Source organism: Vibrio sp. 10N.261.55.C5, assembly GCF_041470505.1.
Classification (GTDB): domain Bacteria; phylum Pseudomonadota; class Gammaproteobacteria; order Enterobacterales; family Vibrionaceae; genus Vibrio; species Vibrio crassostreae_C.
This window is the reverse complement of record NZ_JBFRMS010000013.1, coordinates 118,080-134,126: the sequence shown is the minus strand read 5'-3', so window position 1 is coordinate 134,126 and position 16,047 is coordinate 118,080. Positions and strand designations below refer to the sequence as shown.

At 43.8% G+C, this 16,047-nt stretch carries 15 protein-coding genes; 6 read left to right on the top strand and 9 right to left on the bottom strand.

From position 1 onward, the window contains the following. Positions 1-18 precede the first annotated feature (18 nt). Together AB4263_RS06830 and nagA are read right to left on the bottom strand one after the other, a co-directional pair. Positions 19-1,233: an ROK family protein gene (locus AB4263_RS06830; RefSeq protein WP_372097952.1), complete on the bottom strand. Its 1,215-nt coding sequence runs from the start codon at positions 1,231-1,233 to the stop codon at positions 19-21. A 2-nt stretch (positions 1,234-1,235) separates the two neighbouring features. Beyond that, positions 1,236-2,372 carry an N-acetylglucosamine-6-phosphate deacetylase gene (gene nagA / locus AB4263_RS06825; RefSeq protein WP_017062193.1) on the bottom strand — a complete coding sequence of 379 codons (1,137 nt, stop codon included), beginning with the start codon at positions 2,370-2,372 and terminating at the stop codon, positions 1,236-1,238. Between the two features lie 475 nt (positions 2,373-2,847). Between nagA and nagE the strand changes: the two genes are divergently transcribed. Both nagE and glnS read left to right on the top strand, forming a co-directional pair. Further along, positions 2,848-4,398: an N-acetylglucosamine-specific PTS transporter subunit IIBC gene (gene nagE, locus AB4263_RS06820; RefSeq protein WP_032545860.1), complete on the top strand. Its 1,551-nt coding sequence runs from the start codon at positions 2,848-2,850 to the stop codon at positions 4,396-4,398. Between the two features lie 299 nt (positions 4,399-4,697). Continuing rightward, entirely contained in the window at positions 4,698-6,365 is a 1,668-nt protein-coding gene (gene glnS, locus AB4263_RS06815) for a glutamine--tRNA ligase (protein WP_372097950.1), read from the top strand. A 132-nt stretch (positions 6,366-6,497) separates the two neighbouring features. Here the strand turns inward: glnS and AB4263_RS06810 are convergent, their stop codons facing one another. Beyond that, positions 6,498-7,115 (bottom strand): prepilin-type N-terminal cleavage/methylation domain-containing protein, encoded by a 618-nt coding sequence (locus AB4263_RS06810; protein ID WP_032547229.1) that lies wholly within the window; start codon positions 7,113-7,115, stop codon positions 6,498-6,500. Between the two features lie 57 nt (positions 7,116-7,172). After that, positions 7,173-7,619: a ferric iron uptake transcriptional regulator FcrX gene (fcrX, locus tag AB4263_RS06805; protein WP_017061956.1), complete on the bottom strand. Its 447-nt coding sequence runs from the start codon at positions 7,617-7,619 to the stop codon at positions 7,173-7,175. A 207-nt stretch (positions 7,620-7,826) separates the two neighbouring features. Between fcrX and AB4263_RS06800 the strand changes: the two genes are divergently transcribed. Further along, positions 7,827-8,333, top strand: coding sequence for a DUF4442 domain-containing protein (locus tag AB4263_RS06800; protein ID WP_017061955.1), 507 nt, complete (start codon positions 7,827-7,829; stop codon positions 8,331-8,333). Positions 8,334-8,429: 96 nt separating this feature from the next. Here AB4263_RS06800 and fldA read toward each other — a convergent pair whose 3' ends face one another. The 3 genes from fldA to AB4263_RS06785 form a co-directional block, all read right to left on the bottom strand. After that, entirely contained in the window at positions 8,430-8,963 is a 534-nt protein-coding gene (gene fldA / locus AB4263_RS06795; RefSeq protein WP_010436745.1) for a flavodoxin FldA, read from the bottom strand. Positions 8,964-9,021: 58 nt separating this feature from the next. Next, the gene (locus tag AB4263_RS06790) at positions 9,022-9,240 is read right to left on the bottom strand and encodes a DUF2788 domain-containing protein (protein WP_004737900.1); all 219 of its coding nucleotides are present in this window, start codon (positions 9,238-9,240) and stop codon (positions 9,022-9,024) included. A gap of 108 nt (positions 9,241-9,348) precedes the next feature. Further along, on the bottom strand, positions 9,349-10,110 hold the full coding sequence (locus tag AB4263_RS06785; RefSeq protein ID WP_017061954.1) for an alpha/beta fold hydrolase: 762 nt from the start codon (positions 10,108-10,110) through the stop codon (positions 9,349-9,351). A gap of 93 nt (positions 10,111-10,203) precedes the next feature. Between AB4263_RS06785 and seqA the strand changes: the two genes are divergently transcribed. After that, positions 10,204-10,743, top strand: a complete 540-nt coding sequence (seqA, locus tag AB4263_RS06780; RefSeq protein ID WP_017061953.1) for a replication initiation negative regulator SeqA — start codon at positions 10,204-10,206, stop codon at positions 10,741-10,743. Between the two features lie 92 nt (positions 10,744-10,835). Further along, a complete protein-coding gene (gene pgm / locus AB4263_RS06775) occupies positions 10,836-12,482 on the top strand; it encodes a phosphoglucomutase (alpha-D-glucose-1,6-bisphosphate-dependent) (protein ID WP_371724298.1) in 1,647 nt (548 codons plus the stop codon). Between the two features lie 122 nt (positions 12,483-12,604). Here the strand turns inward: pgm and AB4263_RS06770 are convergent, their stop codons facing one another. Next, positions 12,605-13,363, bottom strand: a complete 759-nt coding sequence (locus AB4263_RS06770; protein ID WP_372097948.1) for a DUF1853 family protein — start codon at positions 13,361-13,363, stop codon at positions 12,605-12,607. 90 nt (positions 13,364-13,453) lie between these two features. Here AB4263_RS06770 and AB4263_RS06765 point away from each other — a divergent pair, with 90 nt between their 5' ends. Beyond that, complete coding sequence (locus AB4263_RS06765) at positions 13,454-14,212, top strand: Nif3-like dinuclear metal center hexameric protein (protein ID WP_372097946.1); 759 nt, start codon at positions 13,454-13,456, stop codon at positions 14,210-14,212. A gap of 248 nt (positions 14,213-14,460) precedes the next feature. Here AB4263_RS06765 and AB4263_RS06760 read toward each other — a convergent pair whose 3' ends face one another. Continuing rightward, positions 14,461-15,750: a citrate synthase gene (locus AB4263_RS06760; protein ID WP_017061949.1), complete on the bottom strand. Its 1,290-nt coding sequence runs from the start codon at positions 15,748-15,750 to the stop codon at positions 14,461-14,463. Between the last annotated feature and the right edge of the window lie 297 nt (positions 15,751-16,047).

Sequence of the window (16,047 nt, the reverse complement as noted above, 5' to 3'; positions counted from 1 at the left end):
AAATCAGAATTGTTTTCTCTAGTCTTCGAGAAGCTTCTGCAGTAACACGCCGTTAAGCATGGCGCGCTTAATCATAGCAAAAGCTCCCATCGTAGGATGTTTACCGATCTGTGATGCTACAATAGGCAGGCCGCTATGGAAAGTCGTTAACGACTGATTCTCTACATTGCGCTTAATTGCAGGAAAAACAATCTCTTGTGCCTTGGTAATATCACCAGCAATGATAACTTTTTGAGGGTTAAATAAGTTAATCGTCATCGCGATAGCCTTACCTAACTGGTTTCCTACTCGAACTAAGCTTTGCTTGGCTAGCTCATCACCATTAATCGCGTGGTCACAAACGTCTTGAATCGTAATATGCTTAAGCTCTGTTAAAGAAGACTCATAGCCTTGTTTAATCAGCTTCTGCACGCGTTCAACGATAGCTGGGTTTGCCGCTACTGTTTCAAGACAGCCGAAGTTACCACATTGGCATTGCTCGCCTAGCGGATCAATTTGGATATGACCAATTTCACCCACATTACGGTTATGACCTAGGAAAACCTGACCATTAACGATAATACCTGCACCTGTACCACGGTGAACACTGACCAAAATAGAATCTTGGCTATCTTTACTTGCACCGAAGTAGTGCTCAGCAAGCGCCATTCCACGAACATCGTTACCAACAAAACAAGCAACATGGAATGTATCGCGAATAATGTCGCTTAATGCGAGGTTATCGATGTCGGTATTCGGCATGTACTCAACAACACCGGTCGTTGGGTTAACCAAGCCTGGAAGCGTGACACCAATAGCAATCAGTTGATCGATCTTTGGTTGATGCTCAGCAATGAAAGCTTTGAGGTTATTGACCAAGCCTTGGGTAAGGTCTGATTGGTCTGAATAATTCAGGTCTTGCTGTTGGAAAGCCAATTCACGACCACCAAGGTCATGCAGGCTTATTTGAATGTAGTCTCGACCCAAACGCACAGCAACAGAATGAAAAGGCTCTACTTCTGTGGTTAGGGAGATAGCGCGTCTACCGCCAGTAGACGCTTGCTGCGCAACCTCTTTAATTAGGCCGCGCTCTAAAAGTTGGCGGGTAATTTTTGTAACACTTGCCGGTGCGAGTTGGCTTACATCAGCCACTTGTATACGACTGATAGGCCCCTGTTGGTCTATAAGTCGGTATACCGCCGCACTGTTTAGTTGTTTAACTAAGTCTACGTTACCTATTTGTCCGCCATTCATACTTAATTGTGCTCGTATTGTCCGTTAACAACAGTCGCTTTAACGTTAAAGTCTCGGTCAAATACAGCTAGGTTTGCAACCATGCCTTTTTTGATTCGACCTAGCTTGCTTTCTACACCGATAGCCGTAGCTGGGTATAGCGTAGCCATGCGAAGAGCTTCGTCTAAAGCGATACCAGCGTGCTCAACTGTATTCTGAACTGCTTCAATCATAGTCAGAGCTGAGCCGCCCAGTGTGCCGTTTTCATCAACACACTTACCATCACGGTAATATACTTTCTTACCGACAAAAATAAAGTATTCCATGTCAGCACCTGCAGGAGCTGTGGCATCCGTCACTAATACCAACTTTTCTCCCTTGATTTTATGCGCAATTCTGATGTTTGCGTAATCAACGTGGAAGCCGTCGGCAATAATGCCAGCGTAAACCTCAGGAGTATCGTAAATCGCGCCAACAACGCCAGGCTCACGACCAACCATCGGCGTCATTGCATTGAACAGGTGAGTGGCGAACGTGATACCAGATTCGAAACCTTGACGCGCTTCTGCGTAAGTTGCGTTGGTGTGGCCGATAGAAACGACAACGCCAGCTTTGTGCAGGCGTTCGATGTGTTCAGGGTCGTTAAGCTCTGGAGCCAATGTTACTTTTGCAACAAGGTCACGGTTCTCACAGATAAGCTCAATCATTTCGTTGTCAGATTTACGAATGTGATCGACGCTATGGATGCCTTTTTTCGCAACGTTTAGGTAAGGGCCTTCAAGGTGCAGACCTAAAGATTGGTTTTGGTACTGGTTATGGTATTCACGAGCTGCCGTAATAACCGCACGCATATCTTCGTCTGAAGAGGTGATAAGCGTTGGTAGGAAGCTAGTACAGCCAGATTTCAGGTTTGCTTTGTGCATGATCTGCATGGTTTCTGCAGTGATCTCATCGTTAAGCATTACACCGCCACAACCATTCAGTTGTAGGTCAATGAAACCTGGGCTTAGGTTTGCTCCGTCTAGGTCGCGAAGCTCGATTCCTTCTGGCAATTCAGAGATAGGACAGACTTTTTTGATCAGTTCGTTTTCGATTACAACAGCATGATCGGTTAGAACATCACTACCAGTGTAAATTTTACAGTTACTTAGCGCGTACATAGTCAGCTAATCCTTATTTCGTGAGATCTTTTAAATTCGTTCGTTACCTAAATGCGGACTTAGTTTGCGAGCATCATTTACGTAACGATTTATCTTTTATGGGCAAACGGCTTCAAAATGAGAAGCGATTTAAGTTGTTGAAAAACATATGAACAATTGATTTTTATTATACATTTAGGTTCATCAATAATGATTATTCACGGTGCTTTATAAGCCCGGAGTTACCATCTTTTTGCCTAATGATTAGATTTGGATTTTATCCATAAATGTTCATTTTTTTGAATGATAAAATAAGTTTTATGATCTCGCTAGCAAAAACCTCTGGATTTGGTAAAAACTGGTGATTAGGATCACAAATGGTAAGGTTTTAATTTGCGGGGCAAAATTAATTGAATACACTGAATAGGACTAAATTGAGCGACTAAAATAAGTTTCTCAAACGAATTCTAAAAAATCCTATAGGGGGAAACAACTGGTGAATATTCTAGGATATGCGCAGAAGCTTGGTAAGGCGTTAATGCTACCAATCGCAACGCTTCCGATTGCGGCATTGCTGCTACGTCTGGGTCAACCAGACTTACTCGATATCGCATTCATGGCATCTGCTGGTAACGCAATCTTCAGTCAACTACCATTATTGTTTGGTTTGGGTATAGCTATTGGTCTTTCTAAAGACGGTAACGGCGCAGCAGGCCTTGCTGGTGCAGTTGCTTACTTTGTTCTGACAGCAACCGCAACAAACATCGATGCTAGTGTAAATATGTCATTCTTCGGCGGTATCTTTGCAGGTATCATCGCAGGTCACTCTTACAATGCATTCCACGCGACTCGTCTTCCAGAGTGGCTAGCATTCTTCTCTGGCAAACGTCTAGTTCCTATTATGGCTGGTCTATTTGCTCTAGTTGCTGGCGCAATCTTTGGTGTTGTATGGCCTGCTGTTCAATCTGGTCTAGATGCACTTGCTCACGCAGTTTCAACGTCTGGCGCTATCGGTCAATTTGTTTACGGTACTCTTAACCGTGCACTTATCCCAGTAGGTCTACACCATGTACTGAACTCGTACTTCTGGTTCGGTATGGGCTCTTGTCAAGAGATCGTAGTTGCTGCAGAAGGCTTCTCTCAACTTTGTGTTGACCCTGCACTAGCTAAAACTTTAGTTGTTGGTCAAGAGTACACATTTGAATTTGCTAACTCAGTTAACCCAGAAATTGTTGCAACTGTTAAAGAAGTAACTGAAACAGTTAAATCTGGCGACCTACACCGTTTCTTCGGCGGCGATAAAGGCGCTGGCGTATTCATGAACGGTTTCTTCCCAGTAATGATGTTCGGTCTACCAGGTGCTGCACTTGCAATGTACCTAGCTGCTCCTGCTGAAAAACGTAGCCAAGTTGGTGGCGCACTATTCTCAGTTGCATTCTGTTCATTCCTAACAGGTATCACAGAGCCGCTAGAATTCATGTTCGTATTCCTAGCTCCTGCTCTATACGCAATGCACGCTGTATTTACAGGTTTGTCTCTAGTAGTTGCTAACATGTTTGGTACTCTGCACGGTTTCGGTTTCTCTGCTGGTCTTATCGACTTCGTATTGAACTGGGGTCTAGCAACTAAACCATTCGTACTACTACTAATCGGTCTTGGCTTCGGTGCTCTATACTTCTTCACTTTCTCTTTCGCAATCCGCGCTTTCAACTTGAAATCGCCAGGTCGTGAAGATGATGACGAAGCTGTTGCAGCTCCTGCTGGCGAAGCACCAAAGGGCGACCTTGCACGTCAATACCTGAAAGCTCTAGGTGGTCACGACAACCTAACTTCAATCGACGCTTGTATCACTCGTCTACGTCTAACTCTTAAAGACCGCTCTGTTGCAGATGAAGTTGTTCTTAAGAAACTTGGTGCTAAAGGTGTGGTTAAACTAGGTGAAAACAACCTACAGGTTATCCTAGGCCCACTAGCTGAAATCGTAGCTGGCGAAATGAAAGCTATTGGTGCAGGCGAAGACCTATCTGATGTAAAACTTCCACAGTAAGGGAAGTACTTAATTAAGACGTAAAGTTACTCTTAAGTAAGTGTCAAATTGAAAGCCTCCCACACGGGAGGCTTTTTTGTGCCTGCAGTTTAAGACCAGCGAACACGGTTCGTTCTATTCTTCATCGAATAGCAGAAATAATCGCAATTAACGGACGGTTCTTATTGTGCAAAGGCTAAGAATTGTGGATGATTAGCAACAATGATCTTTCTATCTTTGACTGGCGCTATAAGCGACCGTTTTCTTGGGGACGAAAGATAACTTTCTCTGACAATACTAAATACATAGAGGTGCTATAGATGAGTGAAGCTGAGGCTCGTCCATCGAATTTCATTCGCCAAATTATTGATAAAGATTTAGCGGATGGTACACACAGTAGCGTGCATACTCGTTTCCCGCCGGAGCCAAATGGCTACCTGCACATTGGTCACGCTAAATCTATTTGCTTGAACTTTGGTATTGCTCAGGACTACCAGGGACAATGTAATCTTCGTTTCGATGATACAAACCCTGAAAAAGAAGACGTTGAATACGTTGAGTCAATTAAGAATGATGTAAGCTGGTTAGGCTTCGAATGGTCTGGTGATATTTGTTACTCATCAAACTACTTCGATACGCTTTACGCTTATGCTGTGGAATTAATTAATAAAGGCTTAGCGTATGTTGACGAGCTAAGTCCTGATCAAATCCGTGAGTACCGTGGCACGCTAAAAGAGCCTGGTAAAGCGAGCCCATACCGTGACCGCAGCCCTGAAGAGAACCTAGCGTTGTTTGAAAAAATGCGTGACGGTGGCTTTGAAGAAGGTAAAGCGTGTCTACGTGCTAAGATCGACATGAGCTCTTCGTTCATGGTTATGCGCGATCCTGTTATCTACCGTGTTCGTTTTGCTCACCACCATCAAACGGCTGACAAGTGGTGCATTTACCCAATGTACGACTTTACTCACTGTATCTCTGATGCGCTGGAAGGTATTACGCACTCTATCTGTACGCTTGAATTCCAAGATAACCGTCGTTTGTACGATTGGGTTCTAGATAACATCACGATTGACTGCCAACCTCGTCAGTACGAGTTTAGCCGCCTGAATCTTGAATATACAGTGATGTCTAAGCGTAAGCTGAACCAACTTGTGGTTGAAAACCTAGTTCAAGGTTGGGATGACCCACGCATGCCTACTATTTCTGGCCTACGTCGTCGTGGTTTTACTTCAAGCTCGATTCGTGAATTCTGTAAGCGTATTGGTGTAACTAAGCAAGAGAACATGATTGAGTTCGGTTCACTTGAATCTTGCATCCGTGATGATCTGAACGAAAATGCACCTCGTGCAATGGCTGTTCTGGATCCAGTTAAGATCGTTATCGAAAACTACGAAGCAGATACAGTAGAAACGCTAACGGTTGCAAACCACCCGAACAAGCCAGAAATGGGTACTCGTGAAGTTCCATTTACACGCGAAGTTTGGATCGAACGTGACGACTTCCGTGAAGAAGCAAACAAAAAGTACAAGCGTTTGGTTCTAGGTAAAGAAGTTCGCCTGCGTGGTGCTTACGTGATCAAAGCTGAACGTATCGAAAAAGATGCAGAAGGCAACATTACGACTATCTTCTGTTCTTACGACAATGAAACATTGGGTAAGAACCCTGCAGATGGCCGCAAAGTGAAAGGCGTTATCCACTGGGTATCTGCTGATAAAGCACTGCCTGCTGAGATTCGTTTGTACGATCGTCTATTCACAGTGCCAAACCCAGCCGCTGCTGATGACTTCGCTGCAACGCTAAACCCTGAATCACTTGTTACGCTAAATGGTTTTGTTGAACCTAGCTTAGTAGAAGGTGTGGCAGAGCAAGCGTACCAGTTTGAACGTACAGGTTACTTCTGTGTGGATTCGAAAGACTCTAAAGCAGATGCACTAGTCTTCAACCGCACGGTTGGTCTACGTGACACATGGGGTAAAACTGAAGCTTAATGCTTGAGTATTTAGTTTGTTAAAAACGACCCAATAAAAAACCGGCTTAGAGCCGGTTTTTTTGTGTCTTAAATTTGATTACCAAGGTGTTTCTAGTGACCAACTAGCGTTTTAAGCACTAGAGCCAGAGTTTTAGGGATTATTAGGGTCTTGTTGGGTTACTTCACCCGTGCGTGAGTTGTACCAGAAAACATAACCTGCATTACCAGGATCGCTGTCGAAATCGACTCCAGTGTAGATGAAGTAGCAAAGCGCGAGTTTGTTTTGAGGAGTACCGTCTTTGGCAACAAAACTATGGTTTTGACGGCGGGTAATAAAATCAAAATTGTTGGACTGGTTCGGGTCTGTAGTAGCGGTCAGGTCGGTTGTCATAATGGCATTCCATATTGACACACACCCTTGGTCACCTTGACCTATGTTGTAAGGCTGCCCCATAGGGTTGCCTTTATCGACGCCGAGTGGGTAGCCGACGTCATTTATGTCCAATTGAGCATTGCCGTCTCCGTCTTCCCCAAAACCTGGCATGTCATTCATTTCAGCGTTGCCGCCGCCGCTGACCAGCCATTTACTGTGAGCAAACGTGATCGCAGTTTGAAATTGAGATTGAGCAGCGTCAAACAGAGCGATACGGCCATCGGTTTGAATGTTAAGAAAACGGGGAAGGGCAACAATAGCAAGCACTGCAATAATCACCACAACAACCAACATCTCAATTAAAGTAAAAGCCTTAACTAGCGGGATTCTTTTCATGGATACTTTATGATGCCCTATATAAAAAACGCCGGCCTAAGCCAGCGTTCTGTATTACTACTTCGCTTTATGCGCGTCTGGATTGCCTTTGCAATCTCCGTTAATGCTTTTGCCGTACAAGTACAAACTGTGGTTTGTTAGTTGCACGTTGTAACGCTGAGCAATCTCTTTCTGTCTTTCTTCGATGATGTCATCAGAGAATTCGATCACTTCGCCACAATCTAAACATACAAGGTGGTCGTGGTGGTGCTGTGTAGAAAGTTCAAATACAGACTTGCCGCCTTCGAAGTGGTGACGAGTTACAATGCCAGCGTCATCGAATTGGTTAAGTACTCGATAAACGGTTGCAAGACCGATTTCTTCACCTAGGTCGATCAGCTTCTTATATAAATCTTCAGCACTAATATGTTGGCAGTCTGGCTGTTGTAATACTTCTAAAATTTTGAGCCGTGGAAGGGTCACTTTAAGACCTGCATCTTTTAGCGCTTGATTATTGTCTGACATATACTTTCCTGTTGATGATCTGCAGCAATTAACAGAATTCAATATTAATACCATTATAGTTTAGTCAGGCATAACAATAAACCACGAACTTCAAAGGGTTACTTACTGACATCACAATCTGTTTTGTAAATTGGAAGTATCTCACTTATAGTGGAGGTACGACCAGTCAAGGTGACGGTGTTTCTGATATGAACATGGAATGTTGTTATGAATAAGCAACTCGCAAAAATATATAAACCCAACATTGTAAAATTTGCTCTTAATATTTGGCCTCCCTTTTGGGGAGCGGGTATTCGAATAGCCCACATTAGCACTGACTTTAGGGTTGTTAAGACAGTACTTAAGCTACGCTGGTGGAATAAGAACGCCAATCGTACTCAATATGGCGGCAGTATCTTTTCTCTTACCGATCCCGTTTACTCATTGATGTTAATGGGAATTTTAGGTGAACGATATTATGTTTGGGATAAAGAAGCGAGCATTAACTTCATCAAGCCGGGGCAATCGGACTTGTATGCAGATTTTGAGATAAGGCAAGGGCAGCTTGACGATATCTATCGTCAGACGCAACTCGGTGAAAAGTGTTTCCCCGAATTTATTATTCACGTGAAAGATAAGCAGGGTAATGTGGTTTCAGAAATTCAACGCACCCTCTATGTAAGAAAGAAGCCGCAATTTAGAGATGATGATGAAGCATTAGAGGCTGAGTGCTAATTAATAGATTTTAAATAGCAAAAAACCTCCTATAAGGAGGTTTTTTCATATCTACATAATGGTTATTAACTGTAACAATTAACAACCACTAGAGAATTAGTCTTCTAGCTCTGCTAGGCACATCTCTTCGTGGATTTGTTTAACCCAGTTAGATACGCGCTCATCAGTTAGCTCAGGTTGACGGTCTTCATCGATACATAGACCAACGAATTGGCTGTCATCGCCTTCAACTAAACCTTTCGATGCTTCGAATTCGTAGCCTTCAGTTGATGTGTGACCTAGGATAGTACCGCCTTTCGCTTCAACGATGTCACGGATAGTACCCATAGCATCACAGAAGTATTCTGCGTAATCTTCTTGGTCGCCACAACCAAAGATAGCAACAAGCTTAGTTGAGAAATCAATAGCTTCTAGCTCTGGGAAAAAGTCATCCCAATCACATTGTGCTTCGCCGTAGTACCACGTAGGGATACCAAGCAGCAGTAGATCGAAGTTATCGATATCTTCTTTGCTGCTTTTTGCAATGTCTTGAACGTGAACGAGCTGTTTGCTCAATTGCTTTTGAATCATCTTAGCAACAGCTTCAGTGTTACCTGTATCGCTACCAAAGAAGAGACCTACACTTGCCATAGAATCATTACCTTTCATTTTGTCTGTTGTCGGTGTAATAAAGTTCGGAAGAGAATCGTTAGATCCCAGTTCCTTCCCAGCTTAGTTGGATTATCCCTTTGGCGATAAAACCCGCACAGCCAAGGAAAAGTACTAACCATACGATGCGACGACCAAATGGAGGAACATTTCCCTGCTTGAGAACGTCCTTAATTGCCATACCGATTAAAAAGAAAATCGCGGCAAACAGGAGATCTAAACCAACAGATTCGATGATGTTCATGTAGTCGTAAAGCATGGGAACCTTATATACCAATTTTGCTTGGGCGCACTATATCACTGTTGTGAGATAAAGTTAATCTGCAGTAATTACACAGCTCTCATTTATCTGCACGAAAAAGCGCAGTTAAGCGATGAATTTTCTAATTGCTCTAAGTACTTCTGCTGGTTTTTCAGCATGCAGCCAGTGACCTGTGTTGGCAATGACATGCGCTTTTGCGTTAGAAAATTGCTGCTGAACGGCTGCTTGATGTTCTGCGGTGAGGTAATCTGAATCCCCACCTTTAATGAGCAAGGTTTTGACCGAGGTTTTCTCGATCGGTTCCCAACCAATAATATGTGGGTAGTTGCTCAATAACGAAGCAACATTGAAGCGCCATTCCATGATGCCTTGCTCTGTTTTGAACAAAGATTTGGTTAAAAACTGGCGAACGCCATCGATCTCGATATGTTTTGCGAGAACCTTGAGTGCATCTGAGCGTGAAGTTGGCTCTTCTTCTATCACGGCTTGCAGGCCTGCGAATACGTTGTCGTGGCGACTCTGAGTGTACGCAACCGGAGCCATATCCAAGACAATCAATTTATGCAGCGCAAGATGTTGTGTCAGTGCCATCGCTACTTTGCCACCCATCGAGTGACCAATCACAGTGACGTCTTCTGACTTAAGATCATGCAGCAGTTGAGCCACGTCTTGTGCCATCGCTTGATAGTTATGAGTGTCACTATGGAAGGATTGACCGTGGTTGCGGAGATCGATACTAAGTACCTGATGATCGGCTTTTAGATCCCTAGCGAGCAAGCCAAGGTTGTCCAGATTACCGAATAATCCATGGATCAAAACAATGGTGTGACCCTCACCTTCAATTTTATAGTTGAGCTGTACTGACATTTTTATCTTATTCATGGTGGGTTTGACGTAGAGTATCCGCGCGGATCTCGCTATAATCCCCCAGAGTTTAAACATTGAGATTGTGAAAAGCGAATGAAAACAATTGAGGTTGATGAGGACCTATACCGTTTTATTGCGGGTCAGACAGAACGTATTGGCGAAAGCGCTTCAGATATTCTGCGCCGCTTGTTACAGGTTGATAGCCAAGGCATGGCTCCGATCGAAGAGATCGTTGAGCCAAAAGGTATCGTTGTTAGCAAAGAGGTAGGCTTTACTCCAGAGAAGTTCGATGGCGTTAAAGAAATGCGCTCACTACTAATATCAGATGAGTTTGCATCACTAAAGAAAGCCATTGATCGTTTCATGCTTGTGTTATCAACACTGCATAAAATCGACCCTTTAAGCTTTTCAGAAGCAACTCAAGTAAAAGGCCGTAAGCGCGTTTACTTTGCAGATAACGAAGCGACGTTGCTAGCAAACGGCAACACGACTAAGCCTAAAGCTATTCCACAAAGTCCTTTTTGGGTTATTACTAATAACAATACAAGCCGAAAAAGACAGATGGTTGAGCAGCTTATGAGCCGCATGAATTTCCAAGCAGAATTGATAGAAAAAGTAACAGGTTCAATTTAACGAAATCTGATTTAAACCTCATAATATCCATGGATAAGAAGATATTATGAGGTTTTTTTGTTTTAAAATTTTATATATAAGGATGTCGAAAAATGGCTATGCACCCTCGTGCTGGGCAGAAAGCTCAGCAGGAAGATCTTCATAATATCCCGGCTTTAGTTGCTAACTATTTCTTACAGCAACCGGATGCTACGAACCCAGATCATAAAGTACTTTTCGGTACTTCAGGTCACCGCGGTACAGCAGACAAATCAACATTTAACGAAAACCACATTCTAGCAATTGCACAAGCGGTTGCTGAAGTTCGTGCCGAGCAAGGTACAACTGGCCCTCTTTTCTTAGGTAAAGATACTCACGCTCTATCTGAGCCTGCGTTCTCTACGGTTATCGAAGTGCTTGTAGCGAACGGTGTTGAAGTTATTATTCAAGAAAACAACGGCTTTACTCCAACACCTGGTATCTCGCACGCGATTCTTACGCACAACCTAGTGAATGACAAAAAAGCCGACGGCATTGTTATCACGCCTTCACATAACCCACCTCAAGACGGCGGTATTAAATACAACCCGACACACGGTGGCCCAGCTGAAGCTGAACTGACTCAAGCGATTGAAGACCGTGCGAACGTGATCATTGCTGAGCAAATGCAAGGTGTTAAGCGTACGCCTATCGCACAGGCTAAACAGTCTGAGCTAGTAAAAGAAGTTGACCTAGTCGCGCCATACGTCGCTGATTTGGTTAACGTCGTGGATATGGAAGCGATCCAGAAAGCAAACATCAAGATTGGTGTTGATCCACTGGGTGGCAGCGGTATTGATTACTGGCGTCAAATTGGTAAAGCGTACAATCTAGATCTTACTCTGGTAAGTGAAGCGGTTGACCCTTCATTCCAATTCATGTCTCTAGATAAAGATGGCGTAGTTCGTATGGACTGTTCTTCTCCATACGCAATGGCAGGCTTACTGGCGCTTAAAGACGAGTACGCTCTAGCATTTGGTAACGACCCAGATTACGATCGCCACGGTATCGTGACACCTAAAGGTTTGATGAATCCAAACCACTTCTTAGCGGTTTGTATTGATTACCTATACCGTAACCGTGAAGGTTGGGGTAAAGACGTTGCTGTTGGTAAGACACTAGTATCAAGTGCATTAATCGATCGCGTAGTTTCTGACTTAGGTCGCGAACTTTGTGAAGTGCCAGTTGGTTTCAAATGGTTCGTTGATGGCTTATACAACGGCCAGTTTGGTTTTGGTGGCGAAGAGAGCGCAGGTGCTTCTTTCCTACGTAAAGACGGTACGCCTTGGTCAACAGATAAAGACGGCCTGATTCTTTGCTTGCTTGCGGCTGAGATCACAGCAGTGACAGGTAATAACCCACAAGAATACTACGAAGAACTTGCCGCTAAACACGGTGAATCTAAGTACAACCGTATTCAAGCGGTAGCAAATGGTGCACAGAAAGACGTGCTGAAGAAACTATCTCCAGAGATGGTTTCTGCTGAGACGTTGGCTGGTGATGCAATTACTGCACGCTTAACACACGCTCCAGGTAACGGTGCTGCGATTGGTGGCTTGAAAGTGACAACTGAGAACGGCTGGTTTGCTGCTCGTCCATCAGGCACTGAAGACATCTACAAGATCTACTGTGAAAGCTTTAAGGGTGAAGAGCACCTGAAAGCAATCGAAGCAGAAGCTCAAGAGATTGTGAACCAAGTATTTGCAGCGGCTGGCCTATAATCGAATCTCGATTACTAGAGTTGCTACGTAAATAGAAGAAGGGTTGATGTGAAAGCATCAGCCCTTTTTGTTTGTGTTAGTTACGTATAAGCGGGAAAAGGTAACTGAGTTAGCTCAGACGACTAACCGTGTGGCCAACTTTGTGGCATCACAAACCAGAATTGCCCCGACTTTGTTTGCCCATGGACGAAGCGATCACCGAACTCGGTGATCGGCTGACTGCTGAAATCATCCGTCCCTGCTGCCCATTGCTCTTTGGTGAGTGGATACAGTGGTTCACTGATTAAATGAGCCTGATCTTGATAGCACCAAAAGCCGTTTACTTGGCTTGGGTTAATGTCATAGCCCAAGCATTTTGTCGGTATGTTTTGCTCTAAGAAAGGGTTGGTATATAGACGACCTTGCATCAGTAAGTGTTTTGAGTCGACATCGATTTCTGGATATTGCTCAACAAAGGCGGCAGAAGAGGACATTTCTAGTTGGTGGCTGAGCATCCTGTCGAGTTTCTTATCCAATTGGTCGTGAGAGTTGGGTCCAAACCATGTTTGTTCGTGGAGCAGATAAAACTTAATCGCCACTTCCCAATGTTGCAGCTTTTGGCTGCTCTCTTCTTTAAGAATAAAGTCGATTGCACCGAGAGTTCTGCCTTCCACATTGATCTGAATCTCGTCGTGCTTTATCGAGTAATTCGGTGAGGCAGCGATCACTTGCTCGCATAGATATTGGTAGAGGAAACCTAATCTAGGATTACCCTCATAAGTATGTGATGAGTCGATGGCATGGTTGCTAGAGAATGCACTGAGATCCGAAACCGGTGGCTTGATTTCTAGTAATGGCGGTGAGTCGATGACCCATTGGTAAAAACGTTGCAGTGCTGTCATCTCTTCCTCATAAACTCATCGTGGGGCTTTCGACATTCTACCCGTAAATTGATATAACGACGTTATTATAAAGGTAAGCTGGAAAGAAAAATGATTAACTTACAATTAGAAAAGCTACTTAACGAAAAACTGCAGCCACAGCAGATTAAAGATTACTGTCCTAATGGTCTTCAAGTTGAAGGCGCGACAGAAGTGAAGCGAATCGTTACTGGTGTAACAGCTTCGCAAGCTTTGATTAATAAAGCGGTTGAGCTAGAGGCTGACGCTTTGTTGGTTCATCACGGTTTCTTTTGGAAAGGTGAGTCAGAGGCAATTCGTGGCATGAAGGGCAAACGCATTCGCACTCTGATAAAGAATGACATTAACCTTTTGGGTTATCACTTACCTCTCGATATCCACCCTGAACTTGGTAACAACGCCAAACTCGCTGAACTGCTTGATATTGAAGTAGAAGGTGGCTTGGAAGGGCACCCACAATCGGTTGCTATGTTTGGTAGATTAAAAACACCAATGACAGGTACTGAATTCGCAGAAAAAATCGATCAAGCTCTAAATCGTAAACCACTGCATATCGCTCCAGAAAACCAAGACAAAATGATAACGACCGTCGGTTGGTGTACTGGTGGTGGTCAAGACTACATTGAGCTAGCGGCTTCTGAAGGCATTGATGCTTTTATTTCTGGTGAAATTTCTGAGCGCACTACTTACTCAGCACGCGAGCAAGACATTCATTATTTTGCTGCTGGCCACCACGCGACTGAGCGATACGGTGTAAAAGCGTTAGGTGAATGGTTAGCGGAAGAACATGGCTTGGATGTTGAGTTTATTGATATCGATAACCCAGTTTAAGAGCAGATGCGAGATAAGGGGTACGAGTCGAGTGTATGCGTCGTTCTCTAGAATTGAGCAGGTAACCTGTATAGTTTATCTGCTCGCTTAAGGAGATCCCCAACTCATTCGTCCCTCGTTCTTGGGGATGACGATATTATTTTATTCGTTCACTTCGCATTCTTGAGGATGACGGGGTTGAGAGCGTACAAAAGAAAAGGGGTTGATGTTCTCACATCAACCCCTTTTAACATTATGATTTATAGCAACTATTCACGTTCGTGAAGTGCTTTAAAGTCACGTTGTTCTTCACCAGTATATAGCTGACGAGGACGACCGATACGGTTCGTCGGATCGCTGTGCATTTCGTTCCAGTGAGCAATCCAACCGATGGTACGAGACATCGCGAAGATTACTGTAAACATAGATACTGGAATACCGATTGCTTTCAGAATGATACCTGAGTAGAAATCTACGTTCGGGTATAGCTTCTTAGAAACAAAGTACTCATCAGAAAGAGCGATACGTTCAAGTTCCATCGCTACGTCTAGTAGTGGATCTTGGATGTTTAGCTCTTTAAGCACTTCGTGACACGCTTCGCGCATTACTGTTGCACGTGGGTCGTAGTTCTTGTAAACACGGTGACCGAAGCCCATCAAACGGAATGGGTCATCTTTGTCTTTTGCTTTCGCAACGTATTCTTCAATGTTATCTACGCTACCGATCTCTTCAAGCATGCGCAGACAAGCTTCGTTTGCACCGCCGTGAGCTGGGCCCCAAAGTGATGCGATACCTGCTGCGATACACGCAAACGGGTTAGCACCAGATGAACCAGCAAGACGCACTGTAGACGTAGAAGCGTTCTGTTCGTGGTCAGCATGTAGAGTGAAAATCTTATCCATTGCACGAGCAACGATAGGGTTCACTTCATACTCTTCACATGGGTTTGCAAACATCATGTGTAAGAAGTTTTCTGCGTAGCCTAGGTCGTTACGTGGGTAGATAAACGGCTGACCGATTGAATATTTGTAACACATTGCAGCCAGTGTTGGCATTTTTGAAATCAGGCGGTATGCCGCAATTTCACGGTGTGTATCGTTGTTGACATCAAGTGAGTCGTGGTAGAACGCCGCTAGAGCGCCTACAACACCACACATTACAGCCATAGGGTGAGCGTCACGACGGAAGCCGTGGAAGAAACTAGCGATTTGCTCGTGCACCATAGTGTGACGTGTCACGGTAGTCTTGAACTTTTCGTACTCAGCTCGAGATGGGGCTTCACCGTAAAGAAGTATGTAACATACTTCTAAGTAATCAGCGTTATTGGCAAGTTGGTCGATTGGATAACCACGATGTAAAAGAATGCCTTTTCCACCGTCAATAAAAGTGATTTGAGACTCACAGGATGCAGTGGCAAGAAAACCAGGGTCAAAAGTGAAAAAACCATTAGAACCTAGTGTACGAACATCGATCACTGGAGTACCAAGTACACCTTCTGTAATCGGCAGCTCGATTGGCGCTTGACCTTCAATGTGAAGGGTAGCTTTCTTATCCGCCATAACAATCTCCTTTGTTTATTATTTAATCCGTCCAGGATGTTTATGTGCCATTTTTTTACTGGTCTTACGTGGGAAAGTCAATTTTTCTGAAGCTTTGTGTGCACTTGTTAGTGTTTTTTACATTAAATTCGTTAAAAATCTGGTCTGTGTAGCATTATTTGTTACATCAATTGTATTAGAATGTTGCCAGTCGTATAGTGACGCTGAAAAGTTTGGTTAAAACCTTATAAATGCAAGGCTAAGAAGAAATGTGAGGTGTCTTTCTTAATCGAGCAGTTAACAATTATTTTACAATTA